Origin of the sequence: Mesorhizobium sp. AD1-1 (assembly GCF_020164655.1) — a bacterium.
Lineage (GTDB): Bacteria > Pseudomonadota > Alphaproteobacteria > Rhizobiales > Rhizobiaceae > Mesorhizobium > Mesorhizobium ciceri.
On record NZ_JAIUGP010000003.1, the window covers coordinates 304,998 to 321,279 of the forward strand.

A 16,282-nucleotide genomic window follows, 5' to 3' on the forward strand; every position below is an offset into this window, starting at 1 on the left:
GGACAAGGGAGATCATGATGCTCGAGTGGGCGTCATTGCGTAACAGACCAGATGTCAGGGAGGCCAACGGCCTGTCCTCGTCAGGCGGCGCGTCCGAAACGAACTCCCAAAAGAAAACAGGCATTTCGCTTGCCTTGGGTGGCGGGTGCGCCCGCGGCTGGGCGCATATCGGCGTGCTGCGCGCGCTGGATGAAGCCGGCATCGAAGTATCGATGATCGCCGGCACCTCGATCGGCGCGCTGGTCGGCGGCTGCTATCTCGCCGGCAAACTGGACGAGCTCGAAGAATTCGCCCGCAGCCTGACCAAGCGCCGCATTTTCGGCCTGCTCGATCTCAATTTACGCGGCAGCGGCCTGTTCGGCGGCATGAAACTCGATGCAAGGCTGCGCGAGCACATGGCCGGCATTCGTTTCGAGGACCTTGCCAAGCCGTTCGTCGCGGTCACTTCCGAAATCCGCACGGGCCACGAAATCTGGCTGTCGAGCGGCTCATTGATCACCGCCATGCGCGCCTCTTATGCGCTTCCCGGCGTGTTCGAGCCGGTGAATTGCAACGGCCGCGTGCTGGTCGACGGCGCTCTGGTCAACCCCGTACCGGTTTCGGTCTGCCGCGCCTACGAGCAGCCGCTCGTCGTGGCGGTCAACCTTCACTATGACCTGTTCGGCCGTGCCGCCGTCATCAAGCACAGCGCAGGCGAACTGGTCGTCGAAAAGGACGCGCCGAGGGCCGGACATGGCGATCCCGAACACCAGTCGCATCAGACCCGGCTCGGCATCACCGGCGTCATGGTCGAGGCCTTCAACATCATTCAGGACCGCATTTCGCGCGCCAGGCTTGCCGGCGACCCGCCCGACATGTCGCTGCAGCCGAAGCTCAGCCATATCGGCCTGACCGAGTTCCACCGCGCCGACGAGGCGATCAAGCTCGGCTATCAGGCGACGATGGCGCAGATCGGCGAACTGACCCGGCTGCAGACAGTTCTCGCCTGATCAAAACCTACGCACGAGCCGCATCGGTGATACGAAACTGAACGGTGCGGTTGCCGTTCCAGTAATTTCCCGACAGCGAACCGGCGACGTGGATTGTCTTGCCCCGGTTCTTGAACAGGAATTCGCCAAGCGCGGTATCGACGGCGCGAAAGGCGATCGCCTGGATGCGGCCGCCGCTTTCCGATTGCAGCTCGACGCGGATGTGATTGGTGCCGACCGGCCGCGCATCGGCCAACCGGTGGCGCGGCAACGCGAAAACAGGGGCCACGTGCCCGGCACCGAAAGGTCCGGCTTGTTCCAGCGCGTCGAGCAGGCCGAGTGTCGCGCCTTCAGCGGCAAGCGCACCGTCTATGGCCAGGCTTTCCTCGCCCTGCAGGCGAAACACGTCGGCTGCCGCCCGCTCTTCGAAAAACGCCCTGAGCTCACCAAGCCTCGCCCGCTCGACGGTGATGCCCGCCGCCATGCCATGCCCGCCACCCTTGACGATCAGACCGGCAATGGCCGCCTCGCGCACCAGCCGGCCGAGGTCGAAACCCGAGACCGAGCGGCCCGAGCCGGTGCCGATGCCGTTGGCGTTGAAGGCGATGGCGAAGGCCGGCCGGCGGGCATGATCCTTCAGCCGTGAGGCGAGCAAACCGACGATGCCCGGATGCCAGCTGTTGCTGGCGGTGACGACGATAGCCGGGCCATTGCCGCCGGCGAGCTCCGCATCGGCCTCGGCGCGCGCCGCCGCGAGCATCTCCTGCTCCATCAACTGCCGTTCCTGGTTGAGCCGGTCGAGCGTCTCGGCAATGGTGCGCGCCTCGACCGGGTCGTCGGTCGCAAGCAACCGGCTGCCAAGTGCGGCATCGCCGATGCGTCCGCCGGCATTGATGCGCGGGCCGATCAGATAGGCCAGATGGAAGGTGCTGATCGGCTCGCCGATGCGCGACACCCGTGCCAGTGCCGCGAGCCCTTCGTTCTTCTGCTGGCGCGCCATCTGCAGCCCCTTGACCACGAAGGCACGGTTGACGCCGGTCAGCGGCACCACGTCACAAACGGTGGCCAATGCCACGATATCGAGCAGCGAAAGCAGGTCCGGCGGCCTAGCATCGGCCATGCGGCTACGCAGGATCCTGGCCGTCTGCACAAGGGCGAGGAAGACCACGCCGGCGGCACAGAGATGGCCCTGCCCGGAAAGGTCGTCGTCGCGATTGGGATTGACGACAGCGATTGCCGCCGGCAAGGCACCGCCGACCTGGTGGTGGTCGAGCACCACGACATCGGCCCCGGCCTCATTGGCGGCATCGATGGAAGCGGCGCTGTTGGTGCCGCAATCGACGGTGACGATCAGTGTCGCGCCACGCGAAACAAGTTCGCGCATGGCGTCGGGGTTGGGGCCATAGCCCTCGAAAATACGATCCGGGATGTAGATTTCCGACGGCACCGAGAAATGCGTGAGGAACCGCTTCAGCAAGGCCGACGAGGCGGCGCCGTCGACATCATAGTCGCCGAAGATCGCCACCTTTTCCCTGGCCATCACCGCGGCGGCGATCCGGGCCGCCGCCCTGTCCATGTCGGTCAGCGATGCCGGATCCGGCAGAAGATCGCGGATCGTCGGATCGAGAAACCGTTCGGTCTGCTCGGCGGTGACGCCGCGGCCGGCAAGCACCCGTGCGACGATATCGGGTACCCCGTAGCCTTGCGCGATGGCGAGCGCGATCATGTCCTGCCGCTCGGTCAGCCGGTGCTCCCAGGAAACCCCTGACACCGACTGCCTGACATCGAGGAAGAGGCGCTTTTCGCCGGTCATACGCTTTGCCAACTCATCGTTGGCCGCACGATAGTGCATGTCGCCCAAAAGTGCGCAGCGGTTTTGGGACGACGACCTGTATTGGCAACAATTTAAAGCGTGTCACGTTCATGCGACGCTCTATAGGCCAAAGGCAGGCAAAGCCAAGCGATTCACGGTGTGCGCCGTCCGGGAAGTGTCAAGAAAACTGCGCTTTCCGCTTTTCAGCCTGGCGCCGAAGCCATTCGTCGGCCGCATCGCCCATCGTCTTTTCCACACCGTCCTTGAGCCAGGCCATGAAAGGCCGGTCGAAGCTGAATGCGTCGCCGCATTCCCGGATGAGAAAGCGACGCACATTCTGGGTGTTGCGATAAGACTGCGTAATGGCGGTGGCGCGCGAAATCGGATCCGCGTGCCAGTCGAACGGTTTCATCGTCAAATCCTTGCAGCCAATATCGGGTGCGCCCGAATGGCTAACAATTGCAAGGTGGCTTCGCAAGCAAGCGTCAGAACTTATCCAGGCCCTGATGGCGTGCCTTGATCTCGCGCACCGTCCGCGACGACGAGCGCAGCACGATCGTGTGGGTGGTGATGTAATTGTGGCCGAACTTGACGCCAGCCAGCATGTTGCCGTCGGTGACACCGGTGGCCGCAAACAGCACATCGCCGCGCGCCATGTCCTCCGTCCGATAGACCCGTTTCGGGTTGGAAATACCCATCTTTGCCGCGCGAACAACCTTTTCCGGTGTGTCGAGGATCAGCCTGCCCTGCATCTGGCCGCCGGTGCAGCGCAGCGCGGCGGCGGCCAGCACGCCCTCGGGTGCTCCGCCAGTGCCGAGATAGATATCGATGCCGGTTTCTTCCGGATCCGTGGTGTGGATGACGCCGGCGACATCGCCGTCGCCGATCAGCCGGATCGCGGCACCCGTGGCGCGCACGGCATCGATCAGCTTGGCATGACGTGGCCGGTCGAGGATACAGGTGGTGATGTCCGAAATAGCCACGCCCTTGGCGCGGGCGAGGCTGGCGATGTTTTCGGCCGGTGAGGCATCGATATCGATGACGCCGTCCGCATAGCCCGGACCGATGGCGATCTTGTCCATGTAGACATCGGGCGCAAACAGCAGGCTGCCCTTTTCGGCGATGGCGATGACGGCGAGCGCATTGGGCAGGTTCTTGGCGCAGATCGTCGTGCCTTCGAGCGGATCGAGCGCGATATCGACCGCCGGACCTTTGCCGGAGCCGACTTCCTCGCCGATATAGAGCATCGGCGCTTCATCGCGCTCGCCCTCGCCGATCACCACCGTGCCCCTGATGGAAAGCCGGTTGAGTTCCTGGCGCATGGCATCCACGGCGACCTGGTCGGCCGCCTTTTCGTCGCCGCGCCCACGCAGCCTGGCGGCCGCGACGGCGGCCCGTTCGGTGACGCGCACCAGTTCCATGGTGAGTATCCGGTCAAGGCCGGCGACGATGTTCTGGGCCACATTCATCTGGTGATTTCCTCGTTGGCAATGCGGCCTCCCGCCGGAGGCGGGCCTGTTTTGTCAAACGAGCATGACAACGGCAAGACCTGCCACGAATATTATCGAATATCCAACAATATCAATCGATTAAACTACGTCTTGAAACACGACCGGCCCGATCGCCACGCGCCGGGCCAGTCTTAAAACGGTGAGAATGGCGGCCTTCGCGGCCTAAAAAACCGCGAGGTATTTGAGCAGCGAAATGATGCCGATGATGATGACGATGACCTGAACTATCTGTCTCATCCGGCCATCGAGCGGCAGGCGTTGAACCAGATAGAGAACGAGGATGATGACGAGGAATGTGATCAGGATGCCGATCAACGCTGATGAAGCCATGGTGTCCTCCTTAAAAGTGATTTGCTGAAAACAATAGAAAAGGCCGGAAGCCCGGCCCTATTGCGCTACGGTCAATACCAGCGGCGGGAGGTATCGTTCGTCGATTGAGCAATGGCGAAGCCGGCCAGAAAGCCGAGCAGGCCGATCACGCCGACCAAAGCTGTCGTCGTACCAGGATTCTCGCGCGCGACTTCCGAAACAGCCTGGGCTTGGCTGCGCAGTTGTTGCGCCGTACGCGAAGCGCGGTTCGCCGCGGTGTCGTACAACTCGGACGCCTGTTCGCTGGCGTCATCGAGCATCTCCGCGCCGCGCGCCGAAATGCTCTTGTTGATCTTGGTGATCTCCTTGCGCAGTTCGGCAATCTGCTTTTCCAGCGTCTTCTGGATGTCGTCGATATCGGGGGTGTCGGATTTGTTGGTGTCAGCCATGAAGCGGTTCCTCTGGTTTGGTGACCAAGAGAACGGCGTCGACGCGAATTCGTTCCGATCTGTGGCGGCTGCCTGCCTCCAGACCGGACTTCAATGCCTGCGGAATTCTTGTCCCGCGCGAGTGTCGGACAAAGCTACCCTGCCCGTTCGATGCGGATGACCTGCGGTTTGTCGGTCAGATGTCCGTCCTTGGTGATGCCGTCTACCGCCTTGCGCACGGCGGCCTCCGTCGTCTCGTGGGTGACAAGGATCACCGTCTTCTGTGCCGCCGCCTCGCCGTTGACTGCGTGCTGGACGATCGATTCCAGCGAGATGTCATTGTCGGCCATGCGCTTGGCGATTGCCGCGAACACGCCGATGCGGTCGTGCACGGTCAGCCGGATGAAATAACCGCCGGCATGGCTGCGCATCTGCGCCTTCTTGTAGGGTTTCAGCTCCTTGGCCGGCCGGCCGAAGACCGGACCATGCTGGAAGCCTGGCCGGCTCTTGGCGATGTCGGCGATGTCGCCGATGACGGCCGATGCGGTGGCGTTGCCGCCCGCGCCGGGGCCGGACAGCAGCAGCTCGCCCAGAATGTCGGTCTCGATCGCCACCGCATTGGTGACGCCATGCACCTGCGCGATGACCGATGCGGTCGGCACCATGGTAGGATGCACGCGCTGCTCGATGCCGCTCTCGGTGCGCTGGGCGACACCCAGCAGCTTGATCCGGTAGCCAAGATCGGCGGCCGCGCGGATGTCGGCCTGGGTGATGTTGGAAATGCCTTCCATGTAGATGTCGTTGGCGGCGATCCTGGTGCCAAAGGCAAGGCTGGTCAGGATCGACAGTTTGTGCGCCGTGTCGTGGCCCTCGATATCGAAGGTCGGATCGGCCTCGGCATAGCCCAGCCGCTGCGCGTCCTTCAGGCAAGCATCGAACGAGATGCCCTCGGCCTCCATGCGGGTCAGGATGTAGTTACAGGTGCCGTTGAGGATGCCGAACACGCGGGTGACCGAATTGCCGGCCATCGCCTCACGCATCGTCTTGATGACGGGAATGCCGCCCGCCACCGCCGCCTCGTAGTTCAGAAGCACGCCCTTCTTCTCGGCGATCTCGGCCAGCGCCACGCCATGCTTGGCCAGCAGCGCCTTGTTGGCGGTGACGACGTGACGGCCGGCTTCGAGTGCCGTCTTCACCGATGAGCGCGCCGGGCCCTCGTCGCCGCCGATCAGTTCGACGAACACGTCGATTTCTGCGGTCTGGGCCATCTTGACCGGATCGTCGAACCACTTTGCAGAGCTCAGATCGACGCCCCGATCGCGCTTCTGGTCGCGCGCCGAGACGGCGGTGACGATCACGTCACGGCCGCACTGGCGGGTCAGTTCCACCGCTTTGTCGCGCAGCACGCGCGCCACCGATGCACCGACCGTGCCGAGGCCGGCAATTCCAACACGCAATGCTTCAGCCATGTCCGGCGACGTCCCTCAAAGTCAGATCGAATTTGCGTGCGGCAAGCTTACCGGTGAGCGGAGAGCGGCACGACATTGTTGGGCTGCTTGGCGCTGGTTGACAGGAAGCGCTTGATGTTGCGCGCCGCCTGCCGGATCCTGTGCTCGTTCTCGACCAGAGCAACGCGCACGAATTCGTCGCCATGCTCGCCGAAGCCGACACCGGGCGCCACGGCCACGTCGGCATGTTCGATGAGCAGCTTGGAGAATTCGAGCGAGCCGAGATGCTTGAACGGCTCCGGGATCGGCGCCCAGGCGAACATCGATGCCGCCGGTGCCGGAATGGTCCAGCCGGCGCGGCCGAAGGCGTCGACCATCACGTCGCGGCGCTTGTGGTAGATGTCGCGCACCTCGGCGATGTCGGCGCCGTCGCCGTTGAGCGCGTGTGCCGCCGCCACCTGGATCGGCGTGAAGGCGCCGTAATCGAGGTAGGACTTCACCCGCGTCAGCGCCGAGATCAGCCGCTCGTTGCCGACGGCAAAGCCCATGCGCCAACCGGGCATGGAGAAGGTCTTCGACATGGAGGTGAATTCGACGCAAACGTCGATCGCGCCAGGCACCTGCAGCACCGAAGGCGGCGGATTGCCGTCGAAATAGATCTCCGAATAGGCAAGGTCGGACAGGATGATGATGTCGTTCTTCTTGGCGAAGGCGACCACATCCTTGTAGAAATCGAGCGAGGCGACCAGCGCTGTCGGGTTCGACGGATAGTTGAGGATCAGCGCCAGCGGCTTCGGGATCGAATGCTTGACACCGCGCTCGAGCGCCGGGATGAAACCGTCGTCCGGCTCCACCTGCAGCGAGCGGATGACGCCGCCCGACATGATAAAGCCGAAGGCATGGATCGGATAGGTCGGGTTCGGGCACAGGATGACGTCGCCGGGCGCGGTGATCGCCTGCGCCATGTTGGCAAAGCCTTCCTTCGAGCCAAGCGTGGCCACCACTTGCGTGTCGGGATTGAGTTTCACGCCGAAGCGCCTGCCATAGTAGGCGGCCTGGGCGCGGCGCAGGCCCGGAATGCCGCGCGACGAGGAATAGCGATGCGTGCGCGGGTCGCGCACGACCTCGCACAATTTGTCGACGATAGCCTTGGGCGTCGGCAGGTCCGGATTGCCCATGCCGAGGTCGATGATGTCGGCGCCACGCGATCGGGCGCTGGCCTTGAGCCGGTTGACCTGCTCGAACACGTAAGGCGGAAGCCGGCGAACCTTGTGAAATTCTTCCATGGCAGTTCCAGACAGCGAAGGGGTGTTGGGCGCGCGCTATATACTTATTTGCAGGTAGGGTCGAGGGCGGGGTCGCATTTGGCTTCGATCTGCTTCAGCGTTTCGTCGCCATGCTTCTTGGCCAGATCCGTCAGCGCCGCCTGGTTGGCGACCTTGGGGCCGCCGCCCTTTGCCGCCTGCGCATTCTCATCCGCCTTCAATTGCGCGAGCTTGGCGTTCTTCTCGGCTTCGGTGAACTGCGGCGCCGCCACTTGCGGCTTGATGTTCAGGTTCGGGAAGGTGCCGGTGTCCTTCGGTCCCGCACCCACAGCGACAGGCGTCGGGCCATTCGTGTTGGTGCTCGAGCACCCGGCAATGCCGATGAGGACGATCGCCGCGCCGATGCGGCAAAAACGTCCGGCACCGAAAAAAACAGTCTCGCCAATATTAATCGTCATATTGTTTCCTTGGCAGCCGAGGTAGAGCGAGATTGGCCCGGTCGGATGTCCCATGTTAATATGTCAAGAAAAGGCCTCGGGAGGAACCCCGCCAACCATGTCCAAAACACCCGATTCGGGCAAAGCGGAAGATGACCAGCCTTCGACCGTCGAGCAATATCTGGTGAAGGACCCGGAACGCTTCGCCCTGAACATGGCGCGCATGATCGAGCAGGCCGGCAAGGCCGCTTCCGCCTGGGCCGAGCCGCGCGAAAAAGGCGACGTGCGCGACCATGTGGCCGAGCCCGTCGTCGATATGGTGAAGACCTTTTCCAAGCTCAGCGAATACTGGCTTGCCGATCCGCAGCGCGCGCTGGAAGCGCAGACGCGGCTGTTCTCCGGCTATATGACAGTCTGGGCCAACGCCATTCAGCGCACCAGCAACGCCGCGCAAGACACCGAAGACGCGGTCAAGCCGGAGCGCGGCGACAAACGCTTCCTCGACCCGGAATGGGGCCGCAACGCCTTCTTCGATTTCCTCAAGCAGGCCTATCTCGTCACCTCGCGCTGGGCGGCCGATCTGGTCGAGCACGCCGAAGGTCTTGACGAGCACACCCGCCACAAGGCCGGCTTTTACGTCAAGCAGGTGTCCAACGCCATCTCGCCGTCGAATTTCATCCTGACCAATCCGGAACTGTTCCGCGAAACCGTCGCCTCGAACGGCGAAAACCTGGTGCGCGGCATGAAGATGCTGGCCGAGGACATCGCCGCCGGCAAGGGCGACCTGAAGCTGCGGCAGGCCGACTACTCGCCCTTCGAGATCGGCAGGAACATCGCCACCACTCCCGGCAAGGTGGTCGGCCGCAGCGACGTCGCCGAAATCATCCAGTACGAACCGGCGACCGAGACGGTGCTCAAGCGGCCCCTGCTGATCTGCCCGCCATGGATCAATAAATTCTACATCCTCGATCTGAACCCGCAGAAATCCTTCATTCGCTGGGCGGTTGAACAGGGCCACACCGTGTTCGTCATCTCCTGGGTCAATCCGGACGAGCGCCACGGCACCAAGAGCTGGGAAGCCTATATCCGCGAGGGTCTGCAATACGGCCTCGACACGGTCGAGAAGGCCACCGGCGAACGCGACGTCAACGCGATCGGCTATTGCGTCGGCGGCACGCTCCTGGCGGCGGCACTGGCGCTGATGGCGCAAGAGGGCGACGACCGCATCAAGTCGGCGACCTTCTTCACCACGCAGGTCGACTTCACCTATGCCGGCGACCTGAAGGTGTTCGTCGACGAAGAACAGGTCGCGGCAGTGGAAAAGTCGATGAGCGAAAAGGGTTATCTCGACGGCACCAAGATGGCGACCGCCTTCAACATGCTGCGCTCAGGCGACCTGATCTGGCCCTACGTCGTCAACAACTACATGCGCGGCAAGGATCCCCTGCCCTTCGACCTGCTCTACTGGAATGCCGATTCCACCCGCATGGCCGCAGCCAACCACTCTTTCTACCTGCGCAACTGCTATCTCGAGAACAACCTTTCGCAAGGCACGATGGAACTGGCGGGCCGCACGGTCTCGCTCGGCGACATCACGATCCCGGTCTACAACCTCGCCTCCAAGGAAGATCACATCGCGCCGGCGCTTTCGGTGTTCCTCGGCTCGAAATATTTCGGCGGCACGGTCGAGTATGTGATGGCGGGGTCGGGCCATATCGCCGGTGTCGTCAATCCGCCGGCATCCAACAAATACCAGTATTGGACCGGGGGTACGCCGACGGGCGACTTCAGCCAGTGGATAGCCAATGCCACCGACCATCCAGGATCCTGGTGGCCGCACTGGCAAGGCTGGATAGAGGCCAAGGACAACACCCGTGTGCCTGCCCGCAAACCGGGCAAGCATATGAAAACCTTGGGTGATGCTCCGGGCACCTATGTGAAGGTCCGTGTGTAACGGACTGTAATGTGTGGTGAGTTGACGGGCCGCCAAAAGCGGGCGAAATGGTGTCGTCAACCATCAAGCGGCCGTAATTCGGCAATCACTGCAAAAATACTTCCAGGCTTGCGGATTTGACACAGGTCTCGTTTCCGGATCGGAGACAAAGGTCACCTTGGCAGCGACGCATGCATGCCGCGCCAAGATATGCCGACCGGACATCGAGGGGGAATTTGACTTTGAAATCAGCAGGATGGAGCCTCGCAAAGGGAGAACGCCGCGCCATTGTGGCAGCGCTCTGCTCCTTGCTTCTGGCCTCCTGTACTTCGGCTGGCGACCCGGCAATGTCGGTCGGAATGCCCGGCTACAATGCCACCGCATCGGATGTAAACGCGGCCTCCAGCGGCAAGGCGATCGCCGCCTCCGATTCGTCTGATGTCACGACGGAGCAGACGACCGTGATGACGGCAAGCGACACGGCGCTGCCTGAAAAGGTCGCCTATGTGCCTGTGTCCAAACCGGGAGCTGCCTTTCCGCTGACCATGCCGGCGGGCGCCGAAACCATCGTTGGAAACACGCCGCAGTCGCTGACGCAGCAGGCACAGACCGCGCAGCAGACCGATGCGGTCGCCCAGCAGATCGCCGCCGCGGCCGACGGCGACGTGGCGGCGCCGAAGCCCGCTGCCGCTCCGGCCATGAACAACCCGGTCTATGTGACGGCTGGCGAGATGCCGCAGGCCGAAGCACCAAAGAAGAAAGGCTTCCTCGCCTCGATGTTTGGCGCAACGCCAGCCTCGGCGACACCAGCCCCCCTCATCAGCAACGCCCGGACGGGCGAGCAGCCCCCGGCGCAGGCAAAAGCGACGCCAGCAGCGGCAAAGCCGATCATCACGCTTGCCTCGGCCGATTCCACGGCCAAGCCGGTACAGTTGGCTTCGCTCGGTGGCGATAGCGGTCACATCACCGGCAGCGATGCCCTGCCCGGCGTGCGCCAGACGGCCCTGTTCGAGATCAAGCGCAAGTCGGGCCTCGATGACGAAAGCGACGTCGACCTCAACGAGGATGAGGGGCCAGTGGGCGGCTCCTATCAGGTTGCGTCCGCCGCCGGCATGGCCCGGCTGGCGCCCAACGGGCTGCTCAAGCAGAACGAAAGCGTCGATGTGGCCTGCCTGAAGCCGTCGCTGGTGCGCGTGCTGAAGACGATCGAAGGCCACTACGGCCGCAAGATGACGGTGACGTCAGGCTATCGCGACCCGGCCCGCAACCGGCGCGCCAACGGCGCCAAGAATTCGCTGCACATGTATTGCGCCGCCGCAGACATCCAGGTTCCCGGCGTTTCGAAATGGGAACTGGCGAGCTACATCAGAAGCATGCCCGGTCGCGGCGGTGTCGGCACATACTGCCACACAGAATCGGTTCACGTCGACGTCGGTCCCGAGCGCGACTGGAACTGGCGCTGCCGCCGGCGCAGCGGCGGTGACGGCTAGCAGCGCTATTTGACGGCCTACGCCTGTCAGCCGCCAAGGCCGTTCCGGCAATATCGTTCCAGCCTCCTGAACATTCGAGATAGGCCGAAGCGTCCCCAACTTCGTCATCCTCGGGCGGAGCAGGAGCACAGCTCTGTCGCGAAGACCCGTGGATGACGAAACGATGGGTGTCGCCGCTAATCATCAAAGCCTGCCAACCCTCGGCAAACCGTTGATTTGGCAGGCCTGGAAAAAAGTTGTCCAAGGTGGCACCTGACGGGTTGCCGGTTGCGCACAACGCCAGTATAAGCCGCTTCGTCTGAGCGCGCCCATCGTCTAGCGGTTAGGACACCGCCCTTTCACGGCGGTAACAGGGGTTCGATTCCCCTTGGGCGTACCAGAAAAATTTGCGTTTGGCGCAAACCTCCCTCCCAATGTCGGCAATTTCGCTTGGCTCTCTGCTGCTCTCTTCAACTGACGCGCAGTCTTCCGCGATCACACCATAGGCCAACGCGGCCACACGGGTCATAATCCTGCTACAAAGTGGTCGATTCCTCAGGGATGTAGCCGCTCCAAGAGCCCGCCGCAGGTCGCCCCCGTGGCGGGCTTTTTATTGCACGGTCGAGTTGGGCTTTCACGGCATTGCGACAACGGGGCGAAGCCCGGAGTGGCAAGTCCGTATTTATTTGCCTGGCTTGCATGCGGGAGCCTACATGAGAACGGGTCGCGCGCCGCTCAAGACGACCCTCTTCAGCGCTTCAGCCGGCATCCGACAGTGCAAAGTCAAAAGCCTGTTATGATCCACGGATTGGAGTCGTATCCGAGACGCGGCTCTGCCTTTGCGCCGCTGTCTTCCGATTTGGCGGTTCCGGTGAAACCGCAGTCCAGATTTGCAACGGGCTTCTTGGCCGACGGTTTCGTGGAACACAAGGCGGCAGCGTCACTGACCGCCGCCTTCTTTTCCTTGGCAACAGCGACACCGGTCGCAGCGAAAACAACAGCCGCGCACAATACAGCCACTCTCATTGGAACCCCCACATTGCACCCGACAGATGGTCGAACATGACGTAACGTAATCTTAATATTAGCACTAACGAATATATTAGCTAGCCCCGTGGCATAAAAAGCAGGCCGAGTGCCAAGCTTGCGCCACGACCGCCAAACCGGTGCCATCTGGACACCAGCCGGCATGAGTCGCATTCTGCTCGTGGGGAGAAGGGCATGGATAAACTGAACATAGGAGCTGATCAGGCCAAACGCTGGCGCGACCGCGCCCTGCGCGGCCGACGGAGGCGTCTGTCGCACAACATCGTGTCGTGGGCGCTGATCCTGATAGCTATAGCCATTCTCGGTGGTCTGATCACGCTCAAGGCGTACAAGTAAGCAGAGCCCCGGCGCGCGAGGCTATCAGGCCACAGCCTAGCCGCCGCCAAGCAGCGGCACGGTAACGGTTGTCGCGTAGTTGATCGGGAAGGAACTGAGGTAGGGGAAGTCGATGACGAAGGCATAGGCGGCGGTCAGATGCGCCATGCGGAAGCCGCCGCTCACCGGGTCGATGGCGATCGTGACGTTCACGTCCTTGAACCCCAAGGCCTGCAATTTCTGCGTGGCGATCGATTGAATGTCGGCTTGGGTCAGCGTGTTCTTAAGCTGCAGCGAGCGCGCTGACGTCTCCAGCGTATAGCGAACACTGGAGACCGAGTGCATCGACCAGCCAAAGGCGAATATTCCGAACAGCAGCATGACAAGGAAGGGGGCGATCAGCGCGAACTCCAGCCCGGCCCCGCCCGATCGATCCCGCCGCAACGCGCTTACCCTAGCGGACACGGATCACCTCCTGGTGACCGATGACGGTGGGAGCGGCAAAGGCGCCGAAGGCAATTGGCGGCACCCAGGTGCCCGATGCCTGTATCTGGACATAGATCGACGGCACCTTGGGCCCACTGCACATGGTGGAAGCGTCGACCACGGTCGTCCCGCACATACGGATGTGGCTTAGCGTGACCTGGCCGTCTTCCGGCCGATTTTCCCAGCTCGCAATGGCAAGGGCCTGGGTCGCCGCATCATCGGTCGATCCGCTCATGACCAGGTTCGCGGCCGTCTTCACACCGGCGCGCATCGACAGTGAACTCGTTATGTAGGACCAGCCGTCCAGAATACCAAGCAGCACCAGGCACAGAATGGGCAGCACCATCGCGAACTCGACCGCCGCAACGCCCGAATCATCGCCAAGGATCGGCATCGACCGGCGCCCCACGGAGCTACTCGGACAGTGCCACGGACCGCGCGGCTGGAATGTTGGGCACTCCGAGGCTCGAGCAATCCTGATTGATGGTTGAGTTACCGGACCATTGAATCGTATCTGCGACGACCCTGGTGCAGCCGCCATTGCCCGAGAAGTTGCCAAGATAGCTCACTTGCTGCTTGGGGAAATAGATGGCCCCGGTCAAAAGCGAGTCCGCTGTGCCGTTGAATGTGCTGGATGCACTCATGCCGGTCCTGTCGCCGTAGAACAGAACGCCTGAGTAGGTGCCCGAAGTCGCCGCGCTGAGCTTCACGGACGCATTGCCGTTCATGCTGACGGTCGAGCTGCCCGACATGAAGATGGTCACCCCGGCGCCGGTGATGGCCGCGTTGGCGTTTATCTTGAGATTGCCCTGGACGACATAAACGCCGGGCGAAAGCGTGACATTGCCCTTCAGGTTCATGCCACTGCAATAGGTGCCTGGACCGAGCGTCGCCTTGTTGTCGTTCAGGCAGGGGGTCGCGGCCACCGGGGCCGGCAGGTCGACAAAGGGATCGCCGGCAGGCAGTGCCTGGGTGATCGGGGCCGCGCAGACGGTCGTGACGGGATTGCTGAGAGAGACACCGCCCGCCGATATCAGGCAATCGGCCTGCAGACCGGCCGCGCCCTGAAGCTTGATGGCGTCGGAGGCGATGGAATTGGACATGACCGAGCAGCCGGTGAGTTTAACGCTGGTGCTGCCGGAAAACAGCACCGCCTGCGACGCGGACGGATCGAGCGCGAGCATGCAAGCACTCGAGGCATCGGTAATGACGGCCACCGCCCTCGCCTGTTCGGGAACCTTGTCCTGTGTGAAGATCAGGGTGAACATCCGGTCGAGCTTCTGGCCGACGATCACCTCGACCGCTTTTTTCGCCGTATTCGGTCCGGACGCGGGCGGCGTATTGACGACGATCGTGCCCGAGCCCAGCCCGTTCGACGCCGCGGACTGGGTCGCAGCCGCGACGATCGTCGGCTTGTCGGAACCCGAAATCTGTTCGAGCGCTCCGGCATAGGCGGCTGCATCGGCCGTCGCCTGCAATCTCAGGCTGTTGTAGTACCAATAGGAGGTCTCGACGCCGAAGCCCGCAGCGCCGACAACGACCGGCAAGGTGAGGGCAAAAATGGTGGCGACATTTGCGCCCGTGCTCCGGCGCATGGCGTCCATTACAAGCCGAACACGGGTGAAGCTATTCAAGGCCATGGCTTAGATTAGAAAGCACGCATAAATGAACGAATGGCTAAAAAGTTCGGTGCATTTTTGAGCAGTGGTCCATTGGCTTCAAAAAAGAAGTGCTTCGCTGGCTGATCAACGCGCGAGCGCACTTCCTGGCAAGCGAGAAGGGCTAGGGCCAGCGGGAGGCGGCGAGAGAGAGCATCGATGTCCTAGAGCATCCGCCTGCGATAGGCGGCCATGGGTTCGCACCCGATCAGCGAACTTGCCGTCGAAGGCAGCAAACACCGATGTGTTGCTGCTCGCACTATTGGAGAATGCAGTGGGAAGCCAAAGCTGTGCAGGATTTTCTTCAAGCGGAAAGAATCGGCATCGGCTCCGCAACCACCCCGGCCGACATCTCTCTTTGTACGGCCAGGAAGAACCTGCGCACTTCGTCGCCGGCTGCCGTTCTGTCCCTGCCGGAGCCGACCACAAGATCGAGCAACTCCGACGCCTTGGCCCTCCAGAACGAGGTGGCGGGCTCGCCATGCAGATTGCCGAGCTTGGCGGCAACCTCTCTGACCAAGAATACCTGACGGTCGATCGGGAATGCACGGATTTTTTCTGGGGACATCTTCCGAACCATGAGACTGACGCAACGAATCAACCATTGCCAACAAGCAATGGCGTAGCCGGGAAGGTGGAAACGGAAGCTTAACGGCGCTGACGTGGGTGCGGGGACGCAACGATACGCTCGCGACATCGCCTGTGCGTCAAACGCGCTTCATTGGTTGCAGTGGGGGGCAGGCGAAACGGCGGCGGCCCTTAGGCCTGGAGCGCCCTCGCCTCACCGCCGCGCTTGCGCGGCGTCATCATGTCCCTGGCCATCAGTCCGCTGGCCCGGCAAAACGCCATGAACGCCCGGCAAGCATCCTCGGTCTTGACCACGTCTACCGTGGCCCCAAAGCAGGCGTTGAAGGCTTTCTGGTAGATCGGGCCCTGACGGCGCGCAGGCCAGTCCTGGAGAAAATCGAGCGCCTGTTCGACCCCGTAGATCTCCTCGACCGGCAGGCCGGGCGCGGGCGCTATGCGCACCGGCACCTCGAATTGCAGTCTGTCCATTTCCTGTCTCCCGAACTGGCGCCACCGCAGCAACGCCGTTCGTCGTCAAAAGTTGCTTTGACCGGCTTTTGGCCCAGAAATGTGTCGTCACTTGGGTCGCTGAACCGCCCATGCAAGGCGAATATCTCGAACTGTGCGG

Annotated in this window: 17 protein-coding genes and 1 tRNA gene; 5 read left to right on the forward strand and 13 right to left on the reverse strand. The window is 62.5% G+C overall.

Annotation, left to right across the window (positions count from 1 at the left end):
* The first annotated feature begins 14 nt into the window (after nucleotides 1-14).
* Nucleotides 15-989 carry a patatin family protein gene (locus tag LB519_RS08105; protein WP_206519243.1) on the forward strand — a complete coding sequence of 325 codons (975 nt, stop codon included), beginning with the start codon at nucleotides 15-17 and terminating at the stop codon, nucleotides 987-989.
* A 7-nt stretch (nucleotides 990-996) separates the two neighbouring features.
* On the opposite strand, the gene recJ is transcribed toward LB519_RS08105, so the two are convergent.
* From recJ to LB519_RS08145, 8 genes are all read right to left on the reverse strand, one after another.
* On the reverse strand, nucleotides 997-2,781 hold the full coding sequence (gene recJ / locus LB519_RS08110) for a single-stranded-DNA-specific exonuclease RecJ (RefSeq protein ID WP_224619394.1): 1,785 nt from the start codon (nucleotides 2,779-2,781) through the stop codon (nucleotides 997-999).
* A 178-nt stretch (nucleotides 2,782-2,959) separates the two neighbouring features.
* On the reverse strand, nucleotides 2,960-3,193 hold the full coding sequence (locus tag LB519_RS08115; RefSeq protein WP_024505361.1) for a DUF6434 domain-containing protein: 234 nt from the start codon (nucleotides 3,191-3,193) through the stop codon (nucleotides 2,960-2,962).
* A gap of 73 nt (nucleotides 3,194-3,266) precedes the next feature.
* Nucleotides 3,267-4,250: a class II fructose-bisphosphatase gene (gene glpX / locus LB519_RS08120; RefSeq protein ID WP_224619396.1), complete on the reverse strand. Its 984-nt coding sequence runs from the start codon at nucleotides 4,248-4,250 to the stop codon at nucleotides 3,267-3,269.
* A 204-nt stretch (nucleotides 4,251-4,454) separates the two neighbouring features.
* Entirely contained in the window at nucleotides 4,455-4,622 is a 168-nt protein-coding gene (locus LB519_RS08125) for a Thivi_2564 family membrane protein (RefSeq protein WP_013531988.1), read from the reverse strand.
* Nucleotides 4,623-4,693: 71 nt separating this feature from the next.
* Nucleotides 4,694-5,050 (reverse strand): hypothetical protein, encoded by a 357-nt coding sequence (locus LB519_RS08130; protein ID WP_024505708.1) that lies wholly within the window; start codon nucleotides 5,048-5,050, stop codon nucleotides 4,694-4,696.
* Nucleotides 5,051-5,184: 134 nt separating this feature from the next.
* Nucleotides 5,185-6,498 (reverse strand): homoserine dehydrogenase, encoded by a 1,314-nt coding sequence (locus LB519_RS08135; RefSeq protein ID WP_224619397.1) that lies wholly within the window; start codon nucleotides 6,496-6,498, stop codon nucleotides 5,185-5,187.
* Between the two features lie 47 nt (nucleotides 6,499-6,545).
* Complete coding sequence (locus LB519_RS08140; protein ID WP_013531991.1) at nucleotides 6,546-7,763, reverse strand: LL-diaminopimelate aminotransferase; 1,218 nt, start codon at nucleotides 7,761-7,763, stop codon at nucleotides 6,546-6,548.
* 44 nt (nucleotides 7,764-7,807) lie between these two features.
* Nucleotides 7,808-8,200, reverse strand: a complete 393-nt coding sequence (locus LB519_RS08145) for a hypothetical protein (RefSeq protein WP_027162587.1) — start codon at nucleotides 8,198-8,200, stop codon at nucleotides 7,808-7,810.
* A 97-nt stretch (nucleotides 8,201-8,297) separates the two neighbouring features.
* On the opposite strand from LB519_RS08145, the gene phaC reads away from it, so the two are divergent.
* The 4 genes from phaC to LB519_RS08165 all read left to right on the forward strand — a co-directional run bounded on the left by phaC (nucleotide 8,298) and on the right by LB519_RS08165 (nucleotide 12,964).
* Nucleotides 8,298-10,133, forward strand: a complete 1,836-nt coding sequence (gene phaC, locus LB519_RS08150) for a class I poly(R)-hydroxyalkanoic acid synthase (protein WP_013531993.1) — start codon at nucleotides 8,298-8,300, stop codon at nucleotides 10,131-10,133.
* A gap of 215 nt (nucleotides 10,134-10,348) precedes the next feature.
* Nucleotides 10,349-11,602: a YcbK family protein gene (locus LB519_RS08155; RefSeq protein WP_224619399.1), complete on the forward strand. Its 1,254-nt coding sequence runs from the start codon at nucleotides 10,349-10,351 to the stop codon at nucleotides 11,600-11,602.
* Nucleotides 11,603-11,906: 304 nt separating this feature from the next.
* A tRNA-Glu gene (locus tag LB519_RS08160) sits at nucleotides 11,907-11,981 on the forward strand.
* 821 nt (nucleotides 11,982-12,802) lie between these two features.
* Nucleotides 12,803-12,964, forward strand: a complete 162-nt coding sequence (locus tag LB519_RS08165) for a hypothetical protein (protein ID WP_013531996.1) — start codon at nucleotides 12,803-12,805, stop codon at nucleotides 12,962-12,964.
* Between the two features lie 36 nt (nucleotides 12,965-13,000).
* Here the strand turns inward: LB519_RS08165 and LB519_RS08170 are convergent, their stop codons facing one another.
* The 5 genes from LB519_RS08170 to LB519_RS08190 all read right to left on the reverse strand — a co-directional run bounded on the left by LB519_RS08170 (nucleotide 13,001) and on the right by LB519_RS08190 (nucleotide 16,143).
* On the reverse strand, nucleotides 13,001-13,408 hold the full coding sequence (locus tag LB519_RS08170; RefSeq protein WP_224619401.1) for a TadE/TadG family type IV pilus assembly protein: 408 nt from the start codon (nucleotides 13,406-13,408) through the stop codon (nucleotides 13,001-13,003).
* Nucleotides 13,398-13,823, reverse strand: coding sequence for a TadE/TadG family type IV pilus assembly protein (locus LB519_RS08175; protein WP_032808908.1), 426 nt, complete (start codon nucleotides 13,821-13,823; stop codon nucleotides 13,398-13,400). Before LB519_RS08175 ends, LB519_RS08170 begins: the two co-directional genes overlap by 11 nt.
* 19 nt (nucleotides 13,824-13,842) lie before the next feature.
* The gene (locus tag LB519_RS08180; protein ID WP_064995341.1) at nucleotides 13,843-15,069 is read right to left on the reverse strand and encodes a pilus assembly protein TadG-related protein; all 1,227 of its coding nucleotides are present in this window, start codon (nucleotides 15,067-15,069) and stop codon (nucleotides 13,843-13,845) included.
* 322 nt (nucleotides 15,070-15,391) lie between these two features.
* On the reverse strand, nucleotides 15,392-15,655 hold the full coding sequence (locus LB519_RS08185) for a DUF6074 family protein (protein ID WP_024505702.1): 264 nt from the start codon (nucleotides 15,653-15,655) through the stop codon (nucleotides 15,392-15,394).
* A 191-nt stretch (nucleotides 15,656-15,846) separates the two neighbouring features.
* Nucleotides 15,847-16,143, reverse strand: a complete 297-nt coding sequence (locus LB519_RS08190; RefSeq protein ID WP_013532001.1) for a DUF982 domain-containing protein — start codon at nucleotides 16,141-16,143, stop codon at nucleotides 15,847-15,849.
* Between the last annotated feature and the right edge of the window lie 139 nt (nucleotides 16,144-16,282).